This is a genomic window from Sandarakinorhabdus oryzae (genome assembly GCF_009733735.1).
Classification (GTDB): domain Bacteria; phylum Pseudomonadota; class Alphaproteobacteria; order Sphingomonadales; family Sphingomonadaceae; genus Sandarakinorhabdus; species Sandarakinorhabdus oryzae.
Genome location: NZ_WNJP01000039.1, coordinates 1 through 20,640, shown reverse-complemented (window position 1 = coordinate 20,640; position 20,640 = coordinate 1). Strand labels below are relative to the sequence as shown.

23 protein-coding genes are annotated in these 20,640 nt (G+C 67.2%); 7 read left to right on the top strand and 16 right to left on the bottom strand.

Features of this window, described 5'->3' with window-relative positions; translation table 11 throughout:
* On the top strand, window positions 1-690 hold a 690-nt coding region (locus tag GJ693_RS06000), incomplete at its 5' end, for a helicase C-terminal domain-containing protein (RefSeq protein ID WP_328598823.1).
* The gene (locus GJ693_RS05995; protein WP_156255417.1) at window positions 687-1,235 is read left to right on the top strand and encodes a SixA phosphatase family protein; all 549 of its coding nucleotides are present in this window, start codon (window positions 687-689) and stop codon (window positions 1,233-1,235) included. The genes GJ693_RS06000 and GJ693_RS05995, both read left to right, overlap by 4 nt.
* On the opposite strand, the gene GJ693_RS05990 is transcribed toward GJ693_RS05995, so the two are convergent.
* Complete coding sequence (locus tag GJ693_RS05990) at window positions 1,232-2,611, bottom strand: peptide MFS transporter (protein ID WP_156255416.1); 1,380 nt, start codon at window positions 2,609-2,611, stop codon at window positions 1,232-1,234. The two genes, GJ693_RS05995 and GJ693_RS05990, sit on opposite strands and share 4 nt — an antisense overlap.
* Window positions 2,612-2,671: 60 nt before the next feature.
* On the opposite strand from GJ693_RS05990, the gene GJ693_RS05985 reads away from it, so the two are divergent.
* Entirely contained in the window at window positions 2,672-3,799 is a 1,128-nt protein-coding gene (locus GJ693_RS05985; protein WP_156255415.1) for a serine hydrolase domain-containing protein, read from the top strand.
* 263 nt (window positions 3,800-4,062) lie between these two features.
* Here the strand turns inward: GJ693_RS05985 and GJ693_RS05980 are convergent, their stop codons facing one another.
* The 11 genes from GJ693_RS05980 to GJ693_RS05930 all read right to left on the bottom strand — a co-directional run bounded on the left by GJ693_RS05980 (window position 4,063) and on the right by GJ693_RS05930 (window position 12,846).
* Window positions 4,063-5,271 (bottom strand): FAD-binding domain-containing protein, encoded by a 1,209-nt coding sequence (locus GJ693_RS05980; protein ID WP_156255414.1) that lies wholly within the window; start codon window positions 5,269-5,271, stop codon window positions 4,063-4,065.
* A 54-nt stretch (window positions 5,272-5,325) separates the two neighbouring features.
* A complete protein-coding gene (locus GJ693_RS05975) occupies window positions 5,326-5,988 on the bottom strand; it encodes a HEPN domain-containing protein (RefSeq protein WP_156255413.1) in 663 nt (220 codons plus the stop codon).
* Window positions 5,989-5,991: 3 nt separating this feature from the next.
* Entirely contained in the window at window positions 5,992-6,354 is a 363-nt protein-coding gene (locus tag GJ693_RS05970; protein WP_156255412.1) for a HesB/IscA family protein, read from the bottom strand.
* A complete protein-coding gene (locus GJ693_RS05965) occupies window positions 6,354-6,818 on the bottom strand; it encodes a DUF59 domain-containing protein (RefSeq protein ID WP_408014545.1) in 465 nt (154 codons plus the stop codon). The genes GJ693_RS05970 and GJ693_RS05965 overlap by 1 nt, the downstream gene beginning before the upstream one ends.
* A complete protein-coding gene (locus GJ693_RS05960) occupies window positions 6,815-8,026 on the bottom strand; it encodes an aminotransferase class V-fold PLP-dependent enzyme (protein ID WP_156255422.1) in 1,212 nt (403 codons plus the stop codon). The genes GJ693_RS05965 and GJ693_RS05960 overlap by 4 nt, the downstream gene beginning before the upstream one ends.
* 2 nt (window positions 8,027-8,028) lie before the next feature.
* Entirely contained in the window at window positions 8,029-8,757 is a 729-nt protein-coding gene (locus GJ693_RS05955) for a SufD family Fe-S cluster assembly protein (protein WP_156255410.1), read from the bottom strand.
* Window positions 8,754-9,494, bottom strand: a complete 741-nt coding sequence (sufC, locus tag GJ693_RS05950) for a Fe-S cluster assembly ATPase SufC (RefSeq protein WP_156255409.1) — start codon at window positions 9,492-9,494, stop codon at window positions 8,754-8,756. Before sufC ends, GJ693_RS05955 begins: the two co-directional genes overlap by 4 nt.
* 9 nt (window positions 9,495-9,503) lie before the next feature.
* The gene (locus GJ693_RS05945) at window positions 9,504-9,887 is read right to left on the bottom strand and encodes a hypothetical protein (RefSeq protein WP_156255408.1); all 384 of its coding nucleotides are present in this window, start codon (window positions 9,885-9,887) and stop codon (window positions 9,504-9,506) included.
* A complete protein-coding gene (sufB, locus tag GJ693_RS05940) occupies window positions 9,884-11,410 on the bottom strand; it encodes a Fe-S cluster assembly protein SufB (protein WP_235902680.1) in 1,527 nt (508 codons plus the stop codon). Before sufB ends, GJ693_RS05945 begins: the two co-directional genes overlap by 4 nt.
* 16 nt (window positions 11,411-11,426) lie before the next feature.
* Window positions 11,427-11,879: an SUF system Fe-S cluster assembly regulator gene (locus GJ693_RS05935; RefSeq protein WP_156255420.1), complete on the bottom strand. Its 453-nt coding sequence runs from the start codon at window positions 11,877-11,879 to the stop codon at window positions 11,427-11,429.
* Between the two features lie 118 nt (window positions 11,880-11,997).
* Window positions 11,998-12,846: an AraC family transcriptional regulator gene (locus tag GJ693_RS05930; RefSeq protein ID WP_235902678.1), complete on the bottom strand. Its 849-nt coding sequence runs from the start codon at window positions 12,844-12,846 to the stop codon at window positions 11,998-12,000.
* 361 nt (window positions 12,847-13,207) lie between these two features.
* Between GJ693_RS05930 and GJ693_RS05925 the strand changes: the two genes are divergently transcribed.
* On the top strand, window positions 13,208-14,095 hold the full coding sequence (locus tag GJ693_RS05925) for a DMT family transporter (RefSeq protein WP_156255407.1): 888 nt from the start codon (window positions 13,208-13,210) through the stop codon (window positions 14,093-14,095).
* On the opposite strand, the gene GJ693_RS05920 is transcribed toward GJ693_RS05925, so the two are convergent.
* Window positions 14,092-15,672 (bottom strand): M28 family peptidase, encoded by a 1,581-nt coding sequence (locus GJ693_RS05920; RefSeq protein ID WP_156255406.1) that lies wholly within the window; start codon window positions 15,670-15,672, stop codon window positions 14,092-14,094. The genes GJ693_RS05925 and GJ693_RS05920 overlap by 4 nt on opposite strands.
* Window positions 15,673-15,776: 104 nt before the next feature.
* Between GJ693_RS05920 and GJ693_RS05915 the strand changes: the two genes are divergently transcribed.
* On the top strand, window positions 15,777-17,090 hold the full coding sequence (locus GJ693_RS05915) for a DNA recombination protein RmuC (RefSeq protein ID WP_197041989.1): 1,314 nt from the start codon (window positions 15,777-15,779) through the stop codon (window positions 17,088-17,090).
* Here the strand turns inward: GJ693_RS05915 and GJ693_RS05910 are convergent, their stop codons facing one another.
* Entirely contained in the window at window positions 17,091-18,191 is a 1,101-nt protein-coding gene (locus GJ693_RS05910; protein ID WP_156255404.1) for a DUF3667 domain-containing protein, read from the bottom strand.
* Between the two features lie 124 nt (window positions 18,192-18,315).
* Here GJ693_RS05910 and ssb point away from each other — a divergent pair, with 124 nt between their 5' ends.
* The gene (ssb, locus tag GJ693_RS05905) at window positions 18,316-18,840 is read left to right on the top strand and encodes a single-stranded DNA-binding protein (RefSeq protein ID WP_328598822.1); all 525 of its coding nucleotides are present in this window, start codon (window positions 18,316-18,318) and stop codon (window positions 18,838-18,840) included.
* Window positions 18,841-18,860: 20 nt separating this feature from the next.
* On the opposite strand, the gene GJ693_RS05900 is transcribed toward ssb, so the two are convergent.
* A complete protein-coding gene (locus GJ693_RS05900; RefSeq protein WP_156255403.1) occupies window positions 18,861-19,361 on the bottom strand; it encodes a YceD family protein in 501 nt (166 codons plus the stop codon).
* A complete protein-coding gene (locus GJ693_RS05895) occupies window positions 19,358-19,906 on the bottom strand; it encodes a ubiquinol-cytochrome C chaperone family protein (protein ID WP_156255402.1) in 549 nt (182 codons plus the stop codon). Before GJ693_RS05895 ends, GJ693_RS05900 begins: the two co-directional genes overlap by 4 nt.
* 93 nt (window positions 19,907-19,999) lie before the next feature.
* Here GJ693_RS05895 and GJ693_RS05890 point away from each other — a divergent pair, with 93 nt between their 5' ends.
* Complete coding sequence (locus tag GJ693_RS05890; RefSeq protein WP_156255401.1) at window positions 20,000-20,479, top strand: outer membrane protein assembly factor BamE; 480 nt, start codon at window positions 20,000-20,002, stop codon at window positions 20,477-20,479.
* Window positions 20,480-20,640: the final 161 nt, after the last annotated feature.

Below are 20,640 nucleotides of genomic sequence, written 5' to 3'. Positions count from 1 at the left end.
CTGCCGCGCCCGGCCCGGCATTTCGCGGCATCAAGCCCGTTCGATTATGCCGCCCAGGCCCGCGCGCTGATCGTGACCGACGTGCGCCCGCGCGACATCGCCGGGCTGGCCCACGCCTATCGTGCGCTGATCGAGGCGGCGGGTGGCGGTACGCTCGGCCTGTTCACGGCGATTGCGCGGCTGCGCGCCGTCCATGCCCGGCTCGCCGATCCCTTGGCGCGGGCCGGCCTGCCGCTTTATGCTCAGCATGTCGATCCCATCGATACCGCCACGCTGGTCGATATCTTCCGCGCCGAGCCGGGGGCGTCGCTGCTCGGCACTGATGCGCTGCGCGACGGGGTGGACGTGCCGGGCACATCGCTGCGCTTGGTTGTAATGGAAGGCGTGCCGTGGCCGCGCCGCACCGTACTGCACGCGGCGCGGCGGCTGGCAGGCGGCGGCAATGATTTTGATGACCGGGTGGTGATGGGCCGGCTGGCGCAGGCGTTCGGCCGGCTGATCCGCCGCGCCGATGATCATGGCCATTTCGTGCTGTTGGGCCCGGCAGTGCCGAGCCGCCTGCTCGGCGCCTTCCCGCCCGGCGTGCCGATCGATCGGGTGACGCTGGACGAGGCGGTGCGGCTGGTGAAGGCCGGGGTGCCGGCCTCTGGAAATGCGCCGGCCGATATGCCAAGCCATGACCGCCCATGAAGACGCTGACCCTGCTGCGCCACGCCAAGTCCGGCTATGACGATCCCCTGCTGCGGGATTTTGACCGGCCGCTGAACGATCGCGGCCGGCGCGCGGCGATGAAGGTGGGTCAGTGGCTGGGCGCTGCCATCCGGCGCGGCGACATGCCGGATTTCGCGCTGGTGTTCGCCTCGCCGGCGGTGCGCGTGCGGCAGACCATCGAAGGGCTGGAAGCCGGCATGAACCGGCCGCTGGCGCCGGTCTATGAACAGCGCATCTATCTCTCTTCATCCGCCACGCTGATCGAATTGTGCGCCGGTTTTTCCGATGCCCATGCCGATGCGATGCTGGTTGGCCATAATCCGGGGCTGGAGGATCTGCTGCTGGAGCTGGTGCCGCCGGGCGGCGCGCTGAGGGCAGAGGCGGAGCTGAAATATCCCACTGCGACACTGGCCCGGCTCGATATCGCCATTGACCGCTGGGCCCAGATCGACGGTGGCCGGGCGGAATTGACGAAGTTCGTGCGCCCGCGCGATCTTGATCCGAGTCTGGGGCCGGACGATTAGAGTTTCAGCACAGCTGCCAGCCGTCCGCGCACCAGCCACATGATGGCGGCGCCGGCGAGTGGGAAGCCGGCGTGGAGCAGCCAGAAGCCCGGGCCATCCATCGTCTCATAGAAACGGCCCATCCAGCCCGAGGCGGTGCTGCCGATGAACACGGCGAAATTGGTGGCGCCCAGCATCACGCCGGTGATCGCCAACGGCGCGGTGCGGGAAAACAGCGCGTTCACCGTGGGCACCACGAACAGCCAGCCGGTGTTGAGCACGAGGTGGAACACCACCACCCACAGGAACGGCGTCTTGACCGCGCCCAACAAGAGCCCGCTGCCCAGCGCCAGCCAGACGAAGGCGATGCCCATCAGCGCCAGGCCGATGCCGATCTTTCCGAGCTCGCCCGGTTCCGTCCCGCGCGCCGCCTGCCAGCGCCACAGCGCCAGCACCGGCGGCACGGCCAGGATGGGCGCCAGGCTGTCGATGGCCTGCAGCCAGGTCACCGGCACGTCAAAGCCCAGCACCATGCGATCGAGATGGTCGCGCCCCCACAGCGCATAGACGTTCCACACCTGGCTCTGCGCCAGCCAGAACAGGCTGACCAGCAGCATCACCGCCACCAGCGCCGCGATGGTGCGGCCGTCGCCGGGCTGCAGCCGGGCGCTGCGGCGCGCTTCGGGGGCCACGTCGGGCGGCATGAGGCGATTGCCGGCCAGCAGCACCAGCGTTGCCAGCAGCATGGCGATGCAGCAGGCCATCAGGCCATAGGTCCACGCCACCCTTTCCCCCAGCGGGCCGAGCACCAGCGGCCCGAGGAACGCCCCGGTGTTGAGCCCGGCGGCCAAGATCGAATAGGCGGCATCGCGGCGGCCATCATCGCGGCCATAAAGATGCCCGGTCTGCGCCAGGATGTTGCAGCGCATGGCGCCGCCGCCCATGGCGCACAGCATCAGGCCGGGCAGGAACAGCGCCGGCAGCACCACCATCGCCATGCCGGCCGTGCACAGGATGCCGCCCAAAATTGCGGTGACGCGCGGCCCGAGATAACGATCGCCCACCCAGCCACCAAACAGCGGCGTGAGGAAGAAGGCACCAAGGTAGAGCCCCATCGTCTGCGTGGCGAGCGCCTGGTTGCTCATCGCGCCGAACATCGCCTCCAGCCCGCTGCGCCAGGCGGTGATGCCGCCCACGCTGTCCATCTGGCCCGGCGTGAACAGTGCATTGGCCATGTAGAGCACGAGCAGCGATTGCAGCCCGTAAACGCCCACCGCCAGCAGCGCTTCGGCCACAGTGACGACGGCCAGCCCGCGCGGGTGGCCGGCCCATTCCCCTGCAACTGTGCGTGTTTCCCCCATCACGCGCACCGTGGACGGGCGGTTGACCTCGCGCAAGGTTGGGCTTGACGATTACGACTGTAGTCGACACAGTGTCGCACCTGTTGGAGGCCCGCCATGCGTTCTGCCCTCATTGCCCTGTTGCTGGCCGCACCGCCTCTGCTGTCCGCGCCTGCTGTGGCAGCGACGGCCCCTGTGCCTGAGGCCCAGCGTCGCGCGGCGGTGCTCGCGCTGCTGACCGAGCGGATGGCGACGCTTCGCATCCCCGGCCTGCAGGTCGCCGTGGTGCAGGATGGCCGCATCGTGCTGAACGAGGCGCTGGGCATGGCCAACCTGGAACATGGCATCAAGGTCACGCCCGCAACCCGCTTCTCGATCAATTCGGCGACCAAGAGCTTCACCGGGGTCGCGGCGATGCAGCTGGTGGAGGCCGGCAAACTCGATCTCGACGCGCCGATCAGCCGTTATCTCGGCGATCTGCCGGCGGCGTGGGCTGCGATTCCGGTCCGGCACCTGCTCTCGCACGAGTCCGGCCTGCCTGACATCGTCGACAGCGAAGGCGTGATCGGCACCAACGAGGCGGAGGCCTGGGCGGCCGTGAAGGCGCGGCCGGTGGAAGCCGCCGATGGCACCCGCTTTTCCTACAATCAGACCAACTATGCGCTGCTCGGCCGCATCATCAGCCAGCAGGCCGGCCTTGGAGAGGGGGGCGGCTTTGCCGATTTCTTCCAGCAGCGCCAGTTCACCGCCGCCGGCATGGGCCGCACTTTGTTCGGCGACAGCGACGACATCATTCCCGGCCGGGCGCAAAGCTATAGCTTCTATCGGCATTTCCGCAGCATCGGCAGCAAGCCCGGTGGCGAAACCAAGGGAACGGTGCTCGGCCATTGGCGCGACGAATTTCCGCCGTTCATTCGTGCCGGCGCCGGCATCCTCACCACCGCCACCGATATGGCCAATTGGTTGGTGGCGCTGGACCAGGGCCGGTTGGTGAAGCCTGCAACCCGCGCCCTGATGTGGCAGCGCGACACGCTGAAGGATGGCAAGCCGGGTGAATGGGCGATGGGCTGGCCGGTGTTGGAAAGCAAGGGCCGGCGCATCCTGGCCGGCATCGGCGGGGCGCGATCGGCCTTCTTCGTCTATCCCGACCAGCGATTGTCGATCGTCGTGCTCACCAACCTGGCGGCCGCCAATCCGCAGCGCTTCATCGACGATGTGGCGCAGGTCTACCTGGGGACGCCCTAGGGTCTGAGCTCAATAAATCCAACTGCCGGCATGGGCTGGAGAAGCAACATGGCTAGGCGCGGGCGCGCAGGCGGGGCTTCGCCCCCCGGCAAGCGACCGCAACGACGCCATATTGCTTCTCCAGCCCACCCGAAGGGCGAAGCCATGAGGGCCGATGGCGCGCTCGCTCGATTGCCGGGTAGCGCTGCTACCCGGCTGCACTCGCTCACTCCCATCGGCCCTCATGGCTTCGTGACGGCGCTTGGATTCATTGAGTTCAGACCCTAGGCCAGCGCGTCCGGCGTCAGCGCCAGCAGTTTTGGGATGGCGGCCTTGAACGGGAAGAAGCCTTTCCTGGCATGGGGCCAGGCGACATCGTCCCAGGCGCGGCGCAGGCGCACCAGCCGCACGCCGTCCGCGGCCAACGCCGGGGTGAGCACGTCGAGCCGGTCCTTGACCGGCCCGACGGGGGCATCGGCGGTGATGATCTGGGAGAGGCGGTGGCGGGCGGCCCATTCGCGCATGGCGTCCACGCCAAAGGTGGCGTCCACACGCTCCGGTTCCAGCCGGAGCCTTGCCGCGGCGCGGTCCAGCCCGTCGGCCAGCATGGCCATGGCAACGCGCTGTTTCAGCGGTGCCGGGGCGCCGCCGATATCGGGCGTGGCGGCCAGGGCGACGATGCTGCCGGGCAGCGGCAGGGTTTCAAGGCTGGTATCTTCGGTGGTGACGAACAGCCCGGTGCGCGCATGGGGGTCGGCCTGCATGGCCGGCGCGGGCGGGATCGGTGGCGGGATGATATCCGCCGGCCAAGGTGCGGCCTCGCGGGCCAGGGGCGTGTCAACGGCAAAGCGCCCGCCCGACAAGTCGCGAATCAGGTCGGCGCGGGCGAGATAGGTCTTGCCCGCCGTCTGCAGGCCCACTACCCAGCGCCAGCCCAGCGTGTTGCTGGCCGGGCAGGCATCGAGCAGATGCTTGTAGAAGAAGGCCGCGCCGAGTTGCCAGGGAAGGCGCAGGGTGAAACACCAGATGCTGGCAAAGCTCATCCGCACATGGTTGTGCAGCCAGCCGGTTTCGATCAGCTCGTGCACCCAGGCGTCGAAACAGTCGATGCCGGTCTGGCCGGCCAGGGCCAGGTGGTAACGGCGCTGCCACTTGCCATCCTCGGCCAGCATCGCCTCCATGCGCACCACATCGGCCTGCCAGCGCGTCCAGATTTCCGGGCGCTGCTGCAGCCAGCCGACCCAATAGGTGCGCCAGCACACCTCCTGCACGAACTTCTCCGCCCCGCCGAACCCGTGCGCAGCAACAGCGGCGGCGGCGACTTCGGCCTCGCTCAGCAGCCGGCGGCGAATGGCGGGGGACAGCAGCGAGGTCGTTGCCTTGCCCTCCGGCCCACCATCATGATTGCGCCGTGCGGCATAGGCGCGGCCAGCCAGCGGCACGAAATCGTGCAGGCGCGCGAGGGCATCGGCGCGGGTGAGGGGGAAACGCATGGAAGGCGGGATAGCCGGCTTGCCCGGCGGCGGGCAGCGGCGCTGGTGTCGCGGTCAATCCACCACGGGGTAATGCAAGGCGCCCCAATCGGTATCGGGCGCATCCATCATCAGATCGATGAAGATCGGCAGCAGCCATGCGAGGATGCGCACCCCGTCACGCACCTGGTTGCGATTGATCGCGCTGTTCCAGGTGGCGCCGCCGTGCACGAGCTGGTTGCGCAGGACATAGAGTCGGCCGAAGATGATCGACAGAACCCGGTCGGTCTCGCCGCTCAGCAGCGCGGTCTGGGCGGCACGATTGTCCCGCTCCTGCCACAACTGCCATTCCTCGTGTCCGGCTTCGCCGGCCTGGTGCTGCCAGAACGGGGCATAGACATAGGGATTGGCCAACAGCACGCGGATTTCGTTGCTGAAACGCTGGTGGATGGCATCGGCAATGCGGCAGCGGCGGTCGCTGATCAGCAGCAGCCCGAAATAGCGGCGAAAGGCCTCCCGTTCCGACACGCTTTCATGGGTGATGGGACCGGCATAAGCCGCGTTGAAGGCCACCCAGAGCAGCAGGAAGCGCACGTCCTCATCATCGGCTTCGCGGTCGGCGCGATTGAGCCAGCTAAGGGCGCGGTGAATGCGGATCGACAGGTCGCGGCTGGCCCAGCCGTCACGATCAGCGCGGTGGCGGGCTTTCAGTTCGGCATGACTGGGCGCTGCCAGCACGGTTCAGACCGTGAAGCTTTCCCCGCAGCCGCAGCTGCCCTTGGCGTTGGGGTTGTTGAACACGAAGCCGGCGGAGAAATCGTCCTCGCGCCAGTCCATCGTGCTGCCGATCAGATACATCAGGCTGCCGCCGTCGATGAACAGCGTGCCGCCGGGCGTATCGATGCGCTCGTCGCCGGGCTTGGCGGCGGTGACATAGGCGAGGTCATATGCCAGGCCCGAGCAGCCGCGGCGCGGGGTGGAGAGGCGCACGCCCACGGCATCGGCCGGCGCTGCAGCCAGGATCGCGGCGATGCGGTTCGAGGCGCCTTCGGTCACGATCAGTGGCGCGGGACGCGGGCGGCGCAGCGTTGTGGTCGTTTCCATCACAACATTCCCATCTCGAGCTTGGCTTCGTCGGTCATCTTGCTCGGGTCCCAGGCCGGGTCCCACACCAGATTGACGTCGGCCGACTGGATGCCCGGCACGGCGCAGACGCGGATCTCGACTTCGCCCGGCATGGATTCGGCCACCGGGCAGTGCGGGGTGGTCAGCGTCATGGTGATGGTGGCGTGGCCATTGTCGACCTCGACGCCATAGATCAGGCCCAAATCATAGATGTTCACCGGGATTTCCGGATCGTGGATCTGCCTGAGTGCGGCGACCACTTCATCGACGATGTCGCTGCTGGGCTCGGCCACCGGCTCGGGCTTCTGCTTGAGGAAGCCATCAAGATAATCGGGCGCGTGGCCACTGGCTTCCGCTTCCTGCATGGCGCGGATCGGCGGCGCCTTGGGCACAGGCGCCGGCTCGTTCACTTCTTCGACCTCGAAAGCGCGCTCTGTCATCACTTCACCCCAAAGATACGGGAAACACGGGCCAGGCCATCCACCAGCCGCTCGACATCACGCGGGCTGGAATAGAGGCCGAAACTGGCACGGGCGGTGGCCGGCACACGCAGCGTGGCCATCAGCGGCTGGGCGCAATGATGACCTGCGCGGATGGCAACGCCCGTTTCATCCAATATGGTGCCGATGTCGTGCGGATGCACCCCCTGCATGGTGAAGCTTAGGATGCCGGCGCTGTCGGCCGGGCCATGCAGGGTCAGGCTGTTGATGGTCGACAGGGCATCGCGGGCCTGCCGGACCAACGCGGCTTCGTGGGCGTGGATGCGGCTCAGCCCAACGCTTTCCACATAATCGATGGCAGCCGCCAGCCCGATCACGCCCTCGATATGCGGCGTGCCCGCCTCGAAACGACCGGGCGGCGGGGAATAGGTCGTCTTCTCGAACGTCACCGTTTCGATCATGGCGCCGCCGCCCTGCCAGGGGGGCATGGATTCGAGTATGTCGCGCCGCGCCCACAGCACGCCAATGCCCGTCGGGCCATAGAGCTTGTGGCCGGAGAAGACGTAGAAATCCGCGCCCAGCGCCTTGACGTCCAGCGCAAGGCGCGGCGCGGCCTGGCAGCCATCGACCATCAACAGCGCGCCAGCGGCATGCACGGCATTAGCGATGCGCCGCACATCGGCGACGCCGCCGAGCACGTTGGAGACATGGGCGATGCTGACCAGCCTGGTTTCCGGCCGCAGCAGCGCGATCAGCGCGTCCTCGTCGATACGGCCATCCGCCGTGAGCGGCGCGACATCGATTTCAATGCCGGTGCGGTCGCGCAGCAGCTGCCACGGCACGATATTGCTGTGATGCTCCAGCGCCGAAAGCAGGATGCGGTCACCGGCCTTCAGGCGCTGGCCCCAGCTTTGCGCGACGAGGTTGATGCCTTCCGTGGCGCCGCGCACGAACACCACTTCATCCGGCGAGGCCGCGCCGATGAAGCGCGCGACGGTGGCGCGGGCCTCTTCAAAGCGCAACGTCATCGTGGCCGAGCGTTCGTAGACGCCGCGATGCACGGTGGCATAATCCGGGCCATAGACGCGGGCGATGGCGTCGAGCACGGCCTGCGGCTTCTGCGACGTTGCCGCCGTGTCGAGATAGGCCCAATCGCCGGCGAGACCCGGGAAATCGCCCTTCAGGTCGAGCAACGGCGAGGCGGTCGTCACACTCACGCCGCCGTCTCCAGCAGCGCCGTGATCTCGGCGTCGAGCGCTTCGGTCGTCGCTTCGTCCAGGCCTTCCAGCGCGTCGGACAGGAAGGCACGGGTGAGCAGCGCGCGGGCTTGCGCCGGCGGGACACCACGGCTGGTCAGGTAGAAGAGCGCGTTGCGGTCGATCTCGCCGATGGCGGCGCCGTGGGCACATTTCACATCATCGGCAAAGATCTCCAGCTCCGGCTTGGCGTTGGCAGTGGCGCCGCGGTTGAGCAGGATCGCCTTGAACGACTGGCTGGCGTCGGTCTTCTGCCCTTCACGCGCCACGGCGACCTGGCCGAGATAGGATGTCGTCGCGGTGCCGCCCGCCACAGCGCGCACGATCTGGCGGCTGGTGGCGTTGGGGCCGACATGGCGGACGGTGGTGACCAGTTCGATCGTCTGTTCGCCATGGCCGATCAAAACGGCACCGAGATGGAAATCAGCGCCGTCGTGCAGGGTCACATCGAGCGCGATGCGGCCATAAGCGCGACCGGCATCGAGTATGGTCAGCCGATAGGCCCCGCCAGCGCCGATGCTGATGGCAAGATGGCGGATGCCCTCATCGCTGGCGCGAATGATGTCGCTGTGCGCTTCGCCGGCCGGCACCACCACCGGTTCGACCGCGACCGGCCAGTGGCGGGCAACGGCCTTGAGGTCACTGTAGCGCCAGGCCTCATCCTTGCGGGTCGGCAGCGCGCTCATGCTGCGATGGCGGAATAGCCTTCCGCCTCCAGCCTGTGCGCCAGCTCGGCGCCGCCCGAATGGACGATGCGGCCATCCATCAGCACGTGGATATGATCGGGCACGACATAATCGAGCAGCCGCTGATAATGGGTGATCAGCAGCACGGCATGATCGGGTGAACGCATGGCATTGATGCCGTCCGATACCACGCGCAGCGCGTCGATATCGAGGCCGGAATCCGTTTCGTCGAGCACGGCGAGATACGGCTGCAACACGTGCATCTGCACCATTTCGTTGCGCTTCTTCTCGCCGCCGGAAAAGCCCTGGTTCACGGCGCGCTTCATCATGTCGAACGGCAGGCCGAGCTTTTCGGCGGCGGCCTTGGCCAGCTTCATGAACTCGGCGCCGGAGGCTTCCGGCTCACCGCGCAGGGTGCGCTGCGCGTTCAATGCGGTGCGCAGGAAGAGCAGGTTGGAGACGCCGGGGATCTCGACCGGATATTGCAGGCCGAGGAACAGGCCAGCCGCGGCGCGCTCGTGCGGGGCCTTGGCCAACAGGTCCTCGCCCCGGAACGTCACCGAGCCGCCGGTCACTTCATAGCCGTCGCGCCCGGCGAGCACATAGGACAGGGTCGACTTGCCGGCGCCGTTTGGCCCCATGATGGCATGCACCTCGCCGGCATTCACGGTCAGGTTCAGGCCCTTCAGGATGGTCTTGCCATCAATCTCGGCAGTCAGGTTTTCAATAACGAGCATGGGGGGCTTTCACTTCAGATTGTTCTGGCGCTTGACGATGGTGACCACCGCATTTTCGCGCAGTTCCTTCTCGATCACGCCCACACTGGCATCGGCGACGGCCTCGGCCTGTTGCGGGGAGTGCTTGGGGTGACCGAAGCGATCGAAGGAGGCGACCTTGAGGCGCAGCGCGTTGCGGATCGGGCGGCAGGCCTTCACCGCCTCGATGGCGATGCTGCCGGCCGGGTCCTGGCTCACATCGGCGGCGGCGATCTTCTCATCGACGCACTTGCCATAATCCGCGGTCATCTTGTCGAGCTCGGCGCGCAGCTGCTGGCCCTTGGGGTCAGGACGCGGCGGCGCGGCATCGCAAGCGGCGAGCGTCAGCACTACAAGGCCGAGCGCCAGCCTCATCCGACCGAGCCCTCAAGGCTGATGCCGAGCAATTTCTGCGCTTCCACCGCGAATTCCATCGGCAGTTGCTGCAGAACCTCGCGGCAGAAGCCGTTGACGATCAGGCCAACCGCGGCCTCCGCGTCCAGCCCGCGTGACTGGGCATAGAAGAGCTGATCGTCGGAAATCTTCGAGGTGGTGGCTTCATGTTCGATGGTGGCGCTGGGGTTGCGCACCTCGATATAGGGCACGGTATGGGCGCCGCACTGGCTGCCGAGCAGTAGGCTGTCGCACTGGGTGTGGTTGCGCGCGCCCTCTGCGGTGGCGGCCACGCGCACCAGGCCGCGATAGGTGCCGCTGGACCGGCCGGCGCTGATACCCTTCGACACGATGGTCGAAGTGGTGTTCTTCCCCAGATGAATCATCTTGGTGCCGGTATCGGCCTGCTGGCGATTGTTGGTGACGGCCACCGAATAGAATTCACCTACGGATCCATCACCCGACAGCACGCAGCTGGGATATTTCCAGGTGATGGCGCTGCCGGTTTCGACCTGCGTCCAGCTCACCTTGCTGTTCGTCCCCAGGCAGTTGGCGCGCTTGGTAACGAAATTGTAGATGCCGCCCTTGCCGTCGGCGTCGCCGGGATACCAGTTCTGCACGGTCGAATATTTGATCTCGGCATCATCGAGCGCGACCAGTTCCACCACAGCGGCGTGGAGCTGGTTTTCATCGCGCATCGGCGCGGTGCAGCCTTCCAGATAGGAGACATAGCTGCCCTTGTCGGCGATGATCAGCGTGCGCTCGAACTGGCCGGTGTTGGCGGCGTTGATGCGGAAATAGGTCGAAAGCTCCATCGGGCAGCGCACGCCCGGCGGGATGTAGACGAAGGTGCCATCGGAAAAGACGGCGCAGTTCAGGCAGGCAAAATAATTGTCGGTGACCGGCACGACGCTGCCCAGCCACTTCTTCACCAGATCGGGATATTCCTTCACCGCTTCGCTGATCGAGCGGAAGATGACCCCGGCCTTTTCCAGCTCGGCGCGGAAGGTGGTGGCGACGGACACGCTATCGAACACGGCATCGACCGCGATCCGACGCGAGCCTTCGACGCCGGCCAGCATCTTCTGCTCCTCGATCGGGATGCCGAGCTTTTCATAGGTGCGGCGGATTTCGGGATCGAGCTCGTCGAGCGAGGCCAGCGTCGGCTTGGCCTTGGGCGCGGCGTAATAATACGCGTCCTGATAGTCGATCGGCGCGATGTCGAGCTTGGCCCAATCGGGGCTCTCCATCGCTTCCCACTTGGCGAAGGCCTTCAGCCGCCAATCGAGCAGCCATTCGGGCTCGCCCTTCTTGGCAGAAATGTAGCGGACCGTGTCGGCATTCAGCCCCTTGGGCGCCATTTCCGATTCAACGTCGGAGGTGAAGCCCCACTTGTAGGTGGCGAGATCGGCGACGGCGGCGCGCGCTTCGGCATCCTGCACGGGCGGGGCATTGCCCGCATCGGGGGCAGCACCAATGGCTTCGGCAGACACGTCTTCAGACATTGCTCTTCTCGTTCGTTCAATCGGCCAGCAACGGCACTGACGCCGGATGCTGGGGTGCCGCCGCTGCCACCGGTTGCACCAGATCGGCCAGGGTAACGGCGGCAAGCGCGCCGCGCACGGCCTGGTTTATGGGCCCCCAATGGCCACGGATCGCGCAATGGCCTTCCATCGCGCAGTCATGCACATCGCCGCCAGCACAGCTGGTCAGTGCAATCGGGCCGTCCACGGCCTCCACCACCTGCGCCACACTGATCGCCGTCGGATCGCGGGCCAGGGTGAAGCCGCCCGACACGCCGCGCGACGCGGTGAGCAGGCCGCCGCGGGCCAGCGTGCCCATCAGCTTGGCCACAGTGGGCGACGGGATCGCGGTCAGCTCGGCGACCCGCGCCGCCGACAGTTTCGCCCCCGGCTCACGCGCGGCGGCGGCCATCACGACGACGGCATAGTCGGCAAGGTTGGTGAGTCGAATCACCCTGTGGTTCCCGCTGGCGTCCGCAAAGTGGACAAATATGGTCAACTTATGCGGGCGGGGGGCCGGAGTGTCAAGATTCGCGGCCCTGTTGGCGGCGGCGGCGTCCCGCCGCGGATCAGGACAGCAGGGCCAGTTTCGGCAGATCAGGCAGCAGGCGGCGTCGCGCGATGGTGAGCCGGGTGATCGGCGCCGCCTCGGCCAGGAAGCGCGCCGGGGTGAGGCCGGTGAAGCTGCGGAATTCGCGGATGAAATGCGCCTGGTCGTAAAAGGCGTCGCCGGCGGCATCGGCCCAGCCCTGCGCCTCGCCCGTGCCCAGCCGGACCGCCGCGCCCAGCGCGCGATATTTGCGGGCCAGCAGCTTGGGGCTGGCGCCATAGAGCCGGCGTGACAGGCGCTCGACCGATCGGGCCGACATGCCCGAAGCCGCGACCAGCCAGTCCACATCCGGGTTGGGGCTGGAGGTGAGCCATTCATCGGCCAGCATGGTGAACCAGCCGGCCGGGTGGCGATTGCCATCCAGCAGGCCGAGCAGGAAATCATTGACCACCTGGCAGCGGGTTTCGTCGTTGGGCGCACAGGCCAGCGCATCGAGGACGCGCGCCACGGCTGCGGGCGGCAGCACATCGGCCAGATTCACGGCATCATCGGCCAGCTCGTCAGCCGGCACGCCCACCAGTTCGGCCCAGCCGCGCGGCAGCAGGCCGATGCCGAACAGGCTGAGCGGGCCAGCGGCGCGATAATGCACCGGCGCCGTGGTCGGCCCCTGCAGCACGGCACCGCGGCCAGCACGGGTGGCGCCGCTGTCATAGCTGTTCACCGCCTCGCCGGCGACGACGAGACGGATCTGGCCCAGTTCGGCCCGCATCAGATCGGCAAAGCCGGTGAGCTGCGATTCAAACCAGTAGAGCGACGACACATGCTGCCGCAATTGCGGCACCGGTGCGAAATAACGGATCGAAATCATGGCCTGCCCCCCTCCCAGGTGCTGGTCATGCCGCGTGCCCAATCCCCCAACTGACGCGCCGCAGGGCGCTGCCTATGCCAGAAATTGTGCTGAAAGGCCAGTGGGGCAGGCAAATTGCGGCTGATCGGGGACAGAAGCCATCTGGGCCCCCGTCCCAGCCAACAAAAAAAGCGGCCCGGTGGCGAATGCCATCCGGGCCGTTGAGTTCGGGACTGATGGCAAGCCGCCAGTCCTCGGGTCGCAAGCAAGCAGATAGAACACGGCGAGCGGGGTGGATTGTAGAATTCCGACAATCATTGATTCATCGATGCCGTGCGCGCCGCCCCTTGCGCCGGGCGGCAAACCCCGTAAGCGGGCCGCGATGGCCACGATTTCCTCTCCTGCGCCGGGCCGCTGGGCCTTTCCGGCGATGATCACCGGATCAGCGTGCCTGGCCTTCGGGCCATGGCTGGTGCGGCTGGCCGACGTGGGGCCGCTCGCCTCGGCCTTCTGGCGGCAGGCGCTGGCGGTGCCGTTCCTGTTTGGCCTGGCCTTTGCCTTCGGCCGGCGCGACGAAGCGGGCCCGGCCTTTGCCGGCGGCACGCCCCGCCTGTTGGGCCTCGCGGCGCTGGCCGGTGTCGCCTTTGCCGGTGACCTTTCCGTCTGGCACCTCGGCATATTGCGCACCACGCTGGCCAATGCGACCCTGCTGGCCAATGCCGCGACCTTCCTGCTGCCGCTTTATGGCCTGTTCGTGCTCGGCCAGCGGCTGACGCGGATGCAGTGGTGGGCGCTGGCGTCGGCGGCGGCCGGTGTCACTCTGCTGCTCGGCCGCAGTGCGGAGCTGTCGCCGCGCCACCTGGCCGGCGATCTTCTGTGCCTGGCCGCCGCTGTCTTCTACACCATCTATCTTGTTGCCATCGAAAAGGTGCGCGGCACCTGGGAAGCAATGCCGGCGCTGGCGCTTGCCACCCTGGCCTCCGCCATCGCACTCGCCCCGCTGGCGGCATCAGCCAGCTTCTGGCCGCAGGACTGGACGCCGGTGCTGGCGCTCGCCATAGGCAGCCAGGTCGTCGGCCAGGGCCTGATCGTCTATGCGGTGCGCCACCTGTCACCGCTGGTGGTCGGCCTGTCGCTGTTGGTTCAGCCGGCGATCAGCGCCGGTGTTGGCGCATGGCGCTTTGGCGAAGTGCCGGGGCCGTGGGAGTTTTTTGGCGCGGCGCTGGTTGTCGCCGCGCTGGTGATCGCGCGGCTGCCGTCCCGCCGCTAGAATTTGCGTTCGCCAATCCAACTCGGGCGGGTGGAGCGGTTGGCCACGGTCTGGCCCACGCGCCATGCCGCCTCGGCTTCCTGCGCCGCCGCTTCGAAGGTGAAGCCTGACCCGACCTGGTCGCAGGGCTGGTGGTAGCAGCGCAAATTATAATCATCGATCATTGCCTGGCCGGCCGCCGTGCCGCCGGCAACGATGTCGCGCCCGGCGCGGAAGGCCAGGGCCGGAACCCCGCGCGCTGCAAAGGGGAAATGGTCGGATCGGAAATACCAGCCGGCCTCCGGATTGGGCTCGGCGACGACCACCAGCCCCATCGCACGGGCCGCAGCGGCCAGATCGCCTTCCAGCGTGGTGCGCCCGCCGCCGATCAGTTCCAGGCTGCGGGTGCGCGGCAGCTGGACGTGGGGATCTAGATTGATCACGGCGACCGTACTGGGCAGCGGCACCAGCGGGTGCGCGGCATATTGGTCGGCGCCGAGCAGGCCTTTCTCCTCCGCTGTCCACGCCGCGAAGACCAGGGTGCGGGCCGGGCGCCGGCCAGCGGCAAAGGCGCGGGCAACCTCGATCAGCTCGGCGGTGCCGGTGGCATTGTCGATGGCGCCGTTGCGGATGGCATCGCCAGCGGCATCGGGCACGCCTTGGCCATTGGCATCCCAATGGGCGCCGAACAGCACGGCTTCATCGGGGCGGGTGCTGCCCTGGAGCATGCCGACCACGTTGTAACTGGTGATCGGCGTGGCCATCAGCCAGCCGGCGGCGCTGGCAGTGGCAGGCAGCGGACGGGCGCGGAAATCGGGCTTGCGCGCCGCGGCCTTGGCGCTGGGCAGATCAAGCCCGATGCTGGCGAGCAGGCGGGCGCCGAGACTGCCCTCGATCCAGCTCGAAAAGCGCAGCGGTCCGCCGAACTGGGTGGTGCCGGGCACCATCTGCGGCACGCGCTCGGTGCCGATCAGCTGCGCCATCGGGTAGCTGGCGGCGAAATCCTCATGCAGCACCAGCACGCCGGCCGCACCGGCGCGCGCCGCTGCCGCGAACTTGCTGCCCACGCGGCCAGCCAGTACCAGCCGCCGTCCTTCGAAGCCCAGGTCGGCGCCGGTCTCGCCATCAGGATCGCCAGCCAGCACCAGCACGATCTTCCCGGCCACATCGATGCCCTGGTAGGGATCATGGCCAGCCGCCACCACGCCGAAGCCGGCAAAGACGATGGGCGCATCGGTGATGGCCGTCTCGCCAGGCAGGCGCAGCGCCAGCGTGGCGTTGCGGCCCAGCGCCACCGGCAACGCAGTACCGCCCATGCTGATCGACAGCTGGGCATCGCCCACCCGGTCGAGCCGGATCAGGGGCACCGGTTGCAGCCAGCTGCCATTCGGCCCGGCCGGCACCAAACCGGCAGCCTGGAAGCGCGCGGCGAGGAAGGCGATGGTCTGCGCCTCGCCCACCTCGCCTGGCCCGCGGCCGGCAAAAGCGTCGGACGCCAGTGATTTCACATCATCGCCGATGCGGGCGGCGGAAAAGGCGAAGGGCGCCGCCGTGGCGGGCGCGGCGAGGAGCAGGGCGGTCAGGAGGATGGTGCGCATGGCCCCTTCCTTGGCGGTTCAGTGGTCATCCCGCAAGCTCTGGCAGATTGGCGCGGCTGCGGCTATGTTCCTGCCTCGTTCCCGTTTTACGATGGATTGAGCCCGTGACCGAAGCCGCGATTGCCATTGTTGCCCTGCTGGCCGGCCTGTTGGCGGGTTGGTGGCTGGCCGGCCGCCCGGTTGCCGCGCTCAAGGCCGAGCGCGATGAGGCCCGGCGCGAAGCCGATGAGCGCCGCACCAAGCTGGCCGAGGCGGCGGTGGAGATCAAATCGCTGCAGACGGAGCGGGCCGAGCGCGATGCCGGCCACGCCCGCCAGCTGGAGGAACTGAACACCCGCTTCGAAGCGCTCGCCGGCCGGGTGCTCGAACAGGCGCAGAGCCAGCTGATCACCCGCGCCGAGCAGCGCTTTGCCGAAGCCGAAACCAAGAACCAGGCCAATCTGAAGGCGGTGCTTGCCCCGGTGGCCGAAACGCTGGCCAAATATGAAACGCGGCTGGGCGAGGTGGAGAAGGTGCGCGCCGAAAGCTATGGCGCACTGACCCAGGCGCTGGAGCAGGTGACCCAGGGCCAGGCCCGAGTGTCGGACGAGGCAGCGCGGCTGGTGACGGCCTTGCGGTCGAGCGGCAAGACGTCGGGCAGCTGGGGTGAGCAGCAGCTGGCCAACACGCTGGAAATGGCCGGCCTGCGCGCCGGGGTGGATTTCACCCTGCAAACCCACACCGCGACCGAGAGCGGTGGCAAGCGCCCCGATGCCATCATCAACTTGCCGGGCGGTCGGCAGCTGATCGTCGATTCCAAGTGCAGCCTGAACGACTATCTCGCCGCGCTGGAGGCCGGCAACGATGCCGATCGGCTGGCGGCGATGAAGCGCCATGCCGCTGCCGTGCGCCTTCACGCGCGCGGCCTGTCGGAAAAAGCCTATTGGACCGAATTCGGCGCTGCGGCCGATTTCGTCATCATGTTCATCCCCGGCGAGAATTTCCTGTCGGCCGCGATGGAGCATGACCTGGCGCTTTTGAGCTGGGCGTTCGAACAGCGCATCCTGCTCGCCGGGCCGATCAACCTGCTGGCCATTGCCAAGACGGTGGCGCTGAACTGGCGGCAGGACAAACTGGCCGATGAAGCCCGCGAGATCGGCAGGCTGGGGGCCGATATCTACAGCGCCATCGCGGTAATGGCCGAGCATCTGGTGAAGATGCGCCGCAACCTTGGCGAAACGGTCAGCAACTACAATGATTTCGTCGGCTCGCTCGAACGCAATGTGCTGCCCAAGGCGCGGCGCTTTGCCGACATGGGAGTGGAGCAGGGCAAGAAGCCTGTGCCGGTGCTGGCCAGCGTGGACGCCCAGGCCCGCACCGAACAGGCACCGGAACTGCTGGCCCCACCGCAGGCGGCGCTGCCGCCCGCCGTTGAATGATCAATCAAGAACGCCGACAATGATCAGGATCATGAGATAAAGGCTGAGCGAGATCACCGCGGCGAAGCTGAGATAGATGGTGCGCCAGGCCGCACCGAACCAGCCCAGCGCATAGGCGCCGCGCAACTGCGCGAACATGTGCACGGCTGGCGCCAGCAGCAGTGGCAGCCAGAACAGGCCGCTGGTCACACCCGCGGTCAGCCCCAGGCTGCCGGTGATGAACAACAGGCTCATGAAGCTGATCGAGTAGAGCGCGAAGATGGCGTGATCATACATGCCGATGCGCACACCGTTCACCTTTGGCTTCCAGAAGAAGGCCAGCCACAGCCAGGGCAGCGACAGTGGCACCAGGAGGAAGCTGAGCTTGTAGGCCTTGGTCTGCAGCTTGTAGAGCACCAGGCTTGGGTTCTTCAGCGCTTCCTTGGCCTTGCGATCGAGTTCCGGGAAGCCTTCGACAATGGTGAGATCGTCCTTCTGGCTTGCGGCCACGACACCGCGGCCGATATCGGACAGCAGGTCGTCGGCGCTGGCATTGGGATCGCCGGCCCGTTTCGTCACTATGGCGACGCCGGCGCGCGCGGTTTCCAGCTCCTTGATCTTGGACTGGTCGCCGGTGGCGCGGGCCGCTGCCAGTTCCCTGTCGATATCGGCCAGGGCTTTTTTCGCCTCGGCCGCCCGTTCAGCCGAGGTGGTGTTGCCGCCCACCTTCACCGCATCGTCGGGGATGCTGGCGAAGGACAGCACGAAGAACATCAGGAACACCACCAGCAGGAACAGCGGTACCGGCGCGATGTACCGGGCGCGGTGGCCTTCGATATAGCTGCGGGTCAGCCGGCCGGGGCGGAACAGCAGCATCGGCAGGGTCTGCCAGGCCTTGCCGTCGAAATGGGTGATGCCGTGCAGGAACTCGTGGAACACCGCGCCCAGCGTGCGGTGCAGGTGGGCGCGCTGGCCGCACTGGCCGCAGAAGGGTCCTGCCAGCGCCGCGCCGCAATTGGCGCAGGCGCCGTGGCTTGCCGTGCCGCCCGCTGGCTGGTCCAGTGCATTCGCGGCAAGGCCGGCGGTCACCAGGGCGCCGGCGGCTTCGATCTGGTCAGACATCGCTTCCCCTTATGGCCAGGCGCAGAACTGGCGCGAAATCCACAGCAAAGGCAAGTGGTGAGGCGGCCACCGCATTGCTTCGCCTTTTGCCCGGCGCTAGGGTCAATTCCAAGACAAGGAGAGCATGATGGCGGGCGTGAACAAGGTCATATTGGTGGGCCGACTGGGCAAGGACCCGCAGACCAAGAATTTCCCCAATGGCGGCAGTGTGGTGGAATTCAGCCTCGCCACCTCGGAAACCTGGCGCGACAAGGCCACTGGCGAGCGCAAGGAAAAGACCGAGTGGCACAACATCGTCATTCGCAACGAGAATATCGGCCGCGTCGCCAGCCAGTATCTGCGCAAGGGCAGCGAGGTCTATATCGAAGGCGCCATCTCCACCCGCAAGTGGCAGGACCAGAGCGGCCAGGACCGCTACACGACCGAGATCGTCATCGGCCCGTTCAAGGGCGAGCTGGCGCTGATCGGCGGCCGTGAAGGCGGCGGCGGTGGCATGGGCGGCGGCGGTGGTCGCGGCGCCGATGATTTCGGTGGTGGCGGCTATGGCGGCGGGGCGCCGGCGGGTGGTGGCTTTGGCAATGCACCGGCTGGCGGCGGCAAGCGCCCCGGCGCGTTCGACGACGATCTCGACGACGATGTTCCGTTCTGAGCTGGCCGTTCTAAAGCGCGTCAGCTCTTTTTCAGCACTGCGAACGGGCTGCGCTGGGCGATCGCCTCGTCCTCGCTGTTGATACCGGCCACTTCGCCCGGCCGGCGCGGATAGGGATCGAGGCCGAGCGCGAAGGCCTGGGCCGCAATCTCGCCCAAGTCGATGATGTCGCTGGTCAGCGGCTCGACGTCGAGGTCATCGCTCGACAGCTCGATCTCGCCGCCGTCGGGCACACCTTGCGTCAGCAGCAGGGCAATGCGCTCGCGCAGGGTGAAGGGTACCGGCTCGGCACTGGCCACGCATGGCTGTGCCCCGGCGGCGCGCACCTCGCCGCTCACCCTTATGCCGCTGGCCTCGCGCTTCACGTCCAACGTGGCGGTCAGCCGATCAAGGCTGATGAGATCAAAGCGCGTCACCAGCGCGGCGCGTTCGGCGTCGCTGGCGACCAGCTGCAGGTGTTTGGGCGTGCCGCCGATCTCGTGGGCGCGCACGACGTGGCTGAATTCGGGATGCGGGCTCAATTGGCCGGCTCCATGCTCCCCGCGGCGAGGCGGGCATAGGCCGTTGCGCTCAGCTGGCGCGACAGGCGCAGCGCCTCGCCGGCCACGAAGCGGGCAGCCGCATCAGCCACCGGTTCACCGCGATAAAGATTGCGGCGCAGCGCTTCCACCATCGCCGCCTGGTCGCCGCGCGCACCGCGATAGGCGCCCAGCCGGCCACCAAGCGCGGCCATCATGCGGCCCATGTGCTTGGGAATCACCTGGTCGCCAATGCCATCCTGGCGCAGATTGCCCTCCATGTCGGTAATGAAGCGATCAGCGAGGTCGGCAGACAGTTGCGCCGCCGGATGGCGGGCGTTGCCGCCGGCCACTTCCTCCAGCCGCAGCAGCAGCAGCGACAGCACCAGCACGATCATGTCGAAGCGGCCATCAAGCGAATCGGGCACGCCGCCTTCGACATAGTAATGCGGCCGGCGCGCTTCGCTCACCACGGCGCCATACAGCAGCTCCACCGGCGACGGCGGCGATCCCGCGACGAGGCGTTTCAGGCTGGCGATCAATCCCATGCGACGACGCGCTAGCATAATCGTTTCGGCTGGCATAATGAACTCGCGGAACAGGAATGTCGCAGCGGGGGCGTGCGGCCGCTGGAGTGTGGGATGAAGACCGGTTTTGCCACCTTGCTGATCGTTGCGGCCGCCCTGGCCACCAGCGGCTGTTCGCGTATCAAGGCGCAGCAGGGCTATCTGATCGACGAAACCCTGTTCACCTCGATCCTGCCCGGCGTCGACAACCGCGAATCCGTGACCCGCACCCTCGGCCGACCAACGTTTGCGGCGCAGTTCGACAGCGGCAGCTGGTATTATGTCAGCCGCCTGACCGGCCAATACGCCTTTGTTGCGCCCAAGACGTTGGCTCAGCAGATCCTGATCGTCAGCTTTGATGCCGATGGCAATGTGTCGAAGGTGGAACGCCGCGGCATGGAAAAGATCGCCCGTATCAACCCGTCGGGTGACAAGACCGAAACGCTGGGCCGCTCGGAAAGCTTCTTCCAGGAATTGTTTGGCAATGTGGGCCAGGTCGGCGCCGCCGGCGGCCCGCTTGGCGGCCAGCCGACAGGCAGAGACGGTCCGCGCTGATCGTGGCGGTGCCGGCCATGCGCGGCTCCTTCCTTGTCCTTCTTTCGCTGGCGGCGCCGGCCTTCGCGCAAGACGCGCCACCCGCCGCGCCGCCGTCCGGCCTGCCGCAACCACGCCTCGATGGCCGTTGGCTGGGCCTCGCCGCCCAGGACGCGCCGGCG

Excerpts from the sequence above, each read along its gene's own strand:
- GJ693_RS05995 (WP_156255417.1), top strand. The coding sequence starts at position 687 with ATGAAGACGCTGACCCTGCTGCGCCACGCCAAGTCCGGCTATGACGAT.
- GJ693_RS05985 (WP_156255415.1), top strand. The coding sequence starts at position 2,672 with ATGCGTTCTGCCCTCATTGCCCTGTTGCTGGCCGCACCGCCTCTGCTG.
- GJ693_RS05980 (WP_156255414.1), bottom strand. The coding sequence starts at position 5,271 with ATGCGTTTCCCCCTCACCCGCGCCGATGCCCTCGCGCGCCTGCACGAT.
- GJ693_RS05970 (WP_156255412.1), bottom strand. The coding sequence starts at position 6,354 with ATGGAAACGACCACAACGCTGCGCCGCCCGCGTCCCGCGCCACTGATC.
- GJ693_RS05955 (WP_156255410.1), bottom strand. The coding sequence starts at position 8,757 with ATGAGCGCGCTGCCGACCCGCAAGGATGAGGCCTGGCGCTACAGTGAC.
- sufC (WP_156255409.1), bottom strand. The coding sequence starts at position 9,494 with ATGCTCGTTATTGAAAACCTGACTGCCGAGATTGATGGCAAGACCATC.
- GJ693_RS05945 (WP_156255408.1), bottom strand. The coding sequence starts at position 9,887 with ATGAGGCTGGCGCTCGGCCTTGTAGTGCTGACGCTCGCCGCTTGCGAT.
- sufB (WP_235902680.1), bottom strand. The coding sequence starts at position 11,410 with ATGTCTGAAGACGTGTCTGCCGAAGCCATTGGTGCTGCCCCCGATGCG.
- GJ693_RS05930 (WP_235902678.1), bottom strand. The coding sequence starts at position 12,846 with ATGATTTCGATCCGTTATTTCGCACCGGTGCCGCAATTGCGGCAGCAT.
- GJ693_RS05925 (WP_156255407.1), top strand. The coding sequence starts at position 13,208 with ATGGCCACGATTTCCTCTCCTGCGCCGGGCCGCTGGGCCTTTCCGGCG.
- GJ693_RS05920 (WP_156255406.1), bottom strand. The coding sequence starts at position 15,672 with ATGCGCACCATCCTCCTGACCGCCCTGCTCCTCGCCGCGCCCGCCACG.
- GJ693_RS05910 (WP_156255404.1), bottom strand. The coding sequence starts at position 18,191 with ATGTCTGACCAGATCGAAGCCGCCGGCGCCCTGGTGACCGCCGGCCTT.
- ssb (WP_328598822.1), top strand. The coding sequence starts at position 18,316 with ATGATGGCGGGCGTGAACAAGGTCATATTGGTGGGCCGACTGGGCAAG.
- GJ693_RS05895 (WP_156255402.1), bottom strand. The coding sequence starts at position 19,906 with ATGGGATTGATCGCCAGCCTGAAACGCCTCGTCGCGGGATCGCCGCCG.
- GJ693_RS05890 (WP_156255401.1), top strand. The coding sequence starts at position 20,000 with ATGAAGACCGGTTTTGCCACCTTGCTGATCGTTGCGGCCGCCCTGGCC.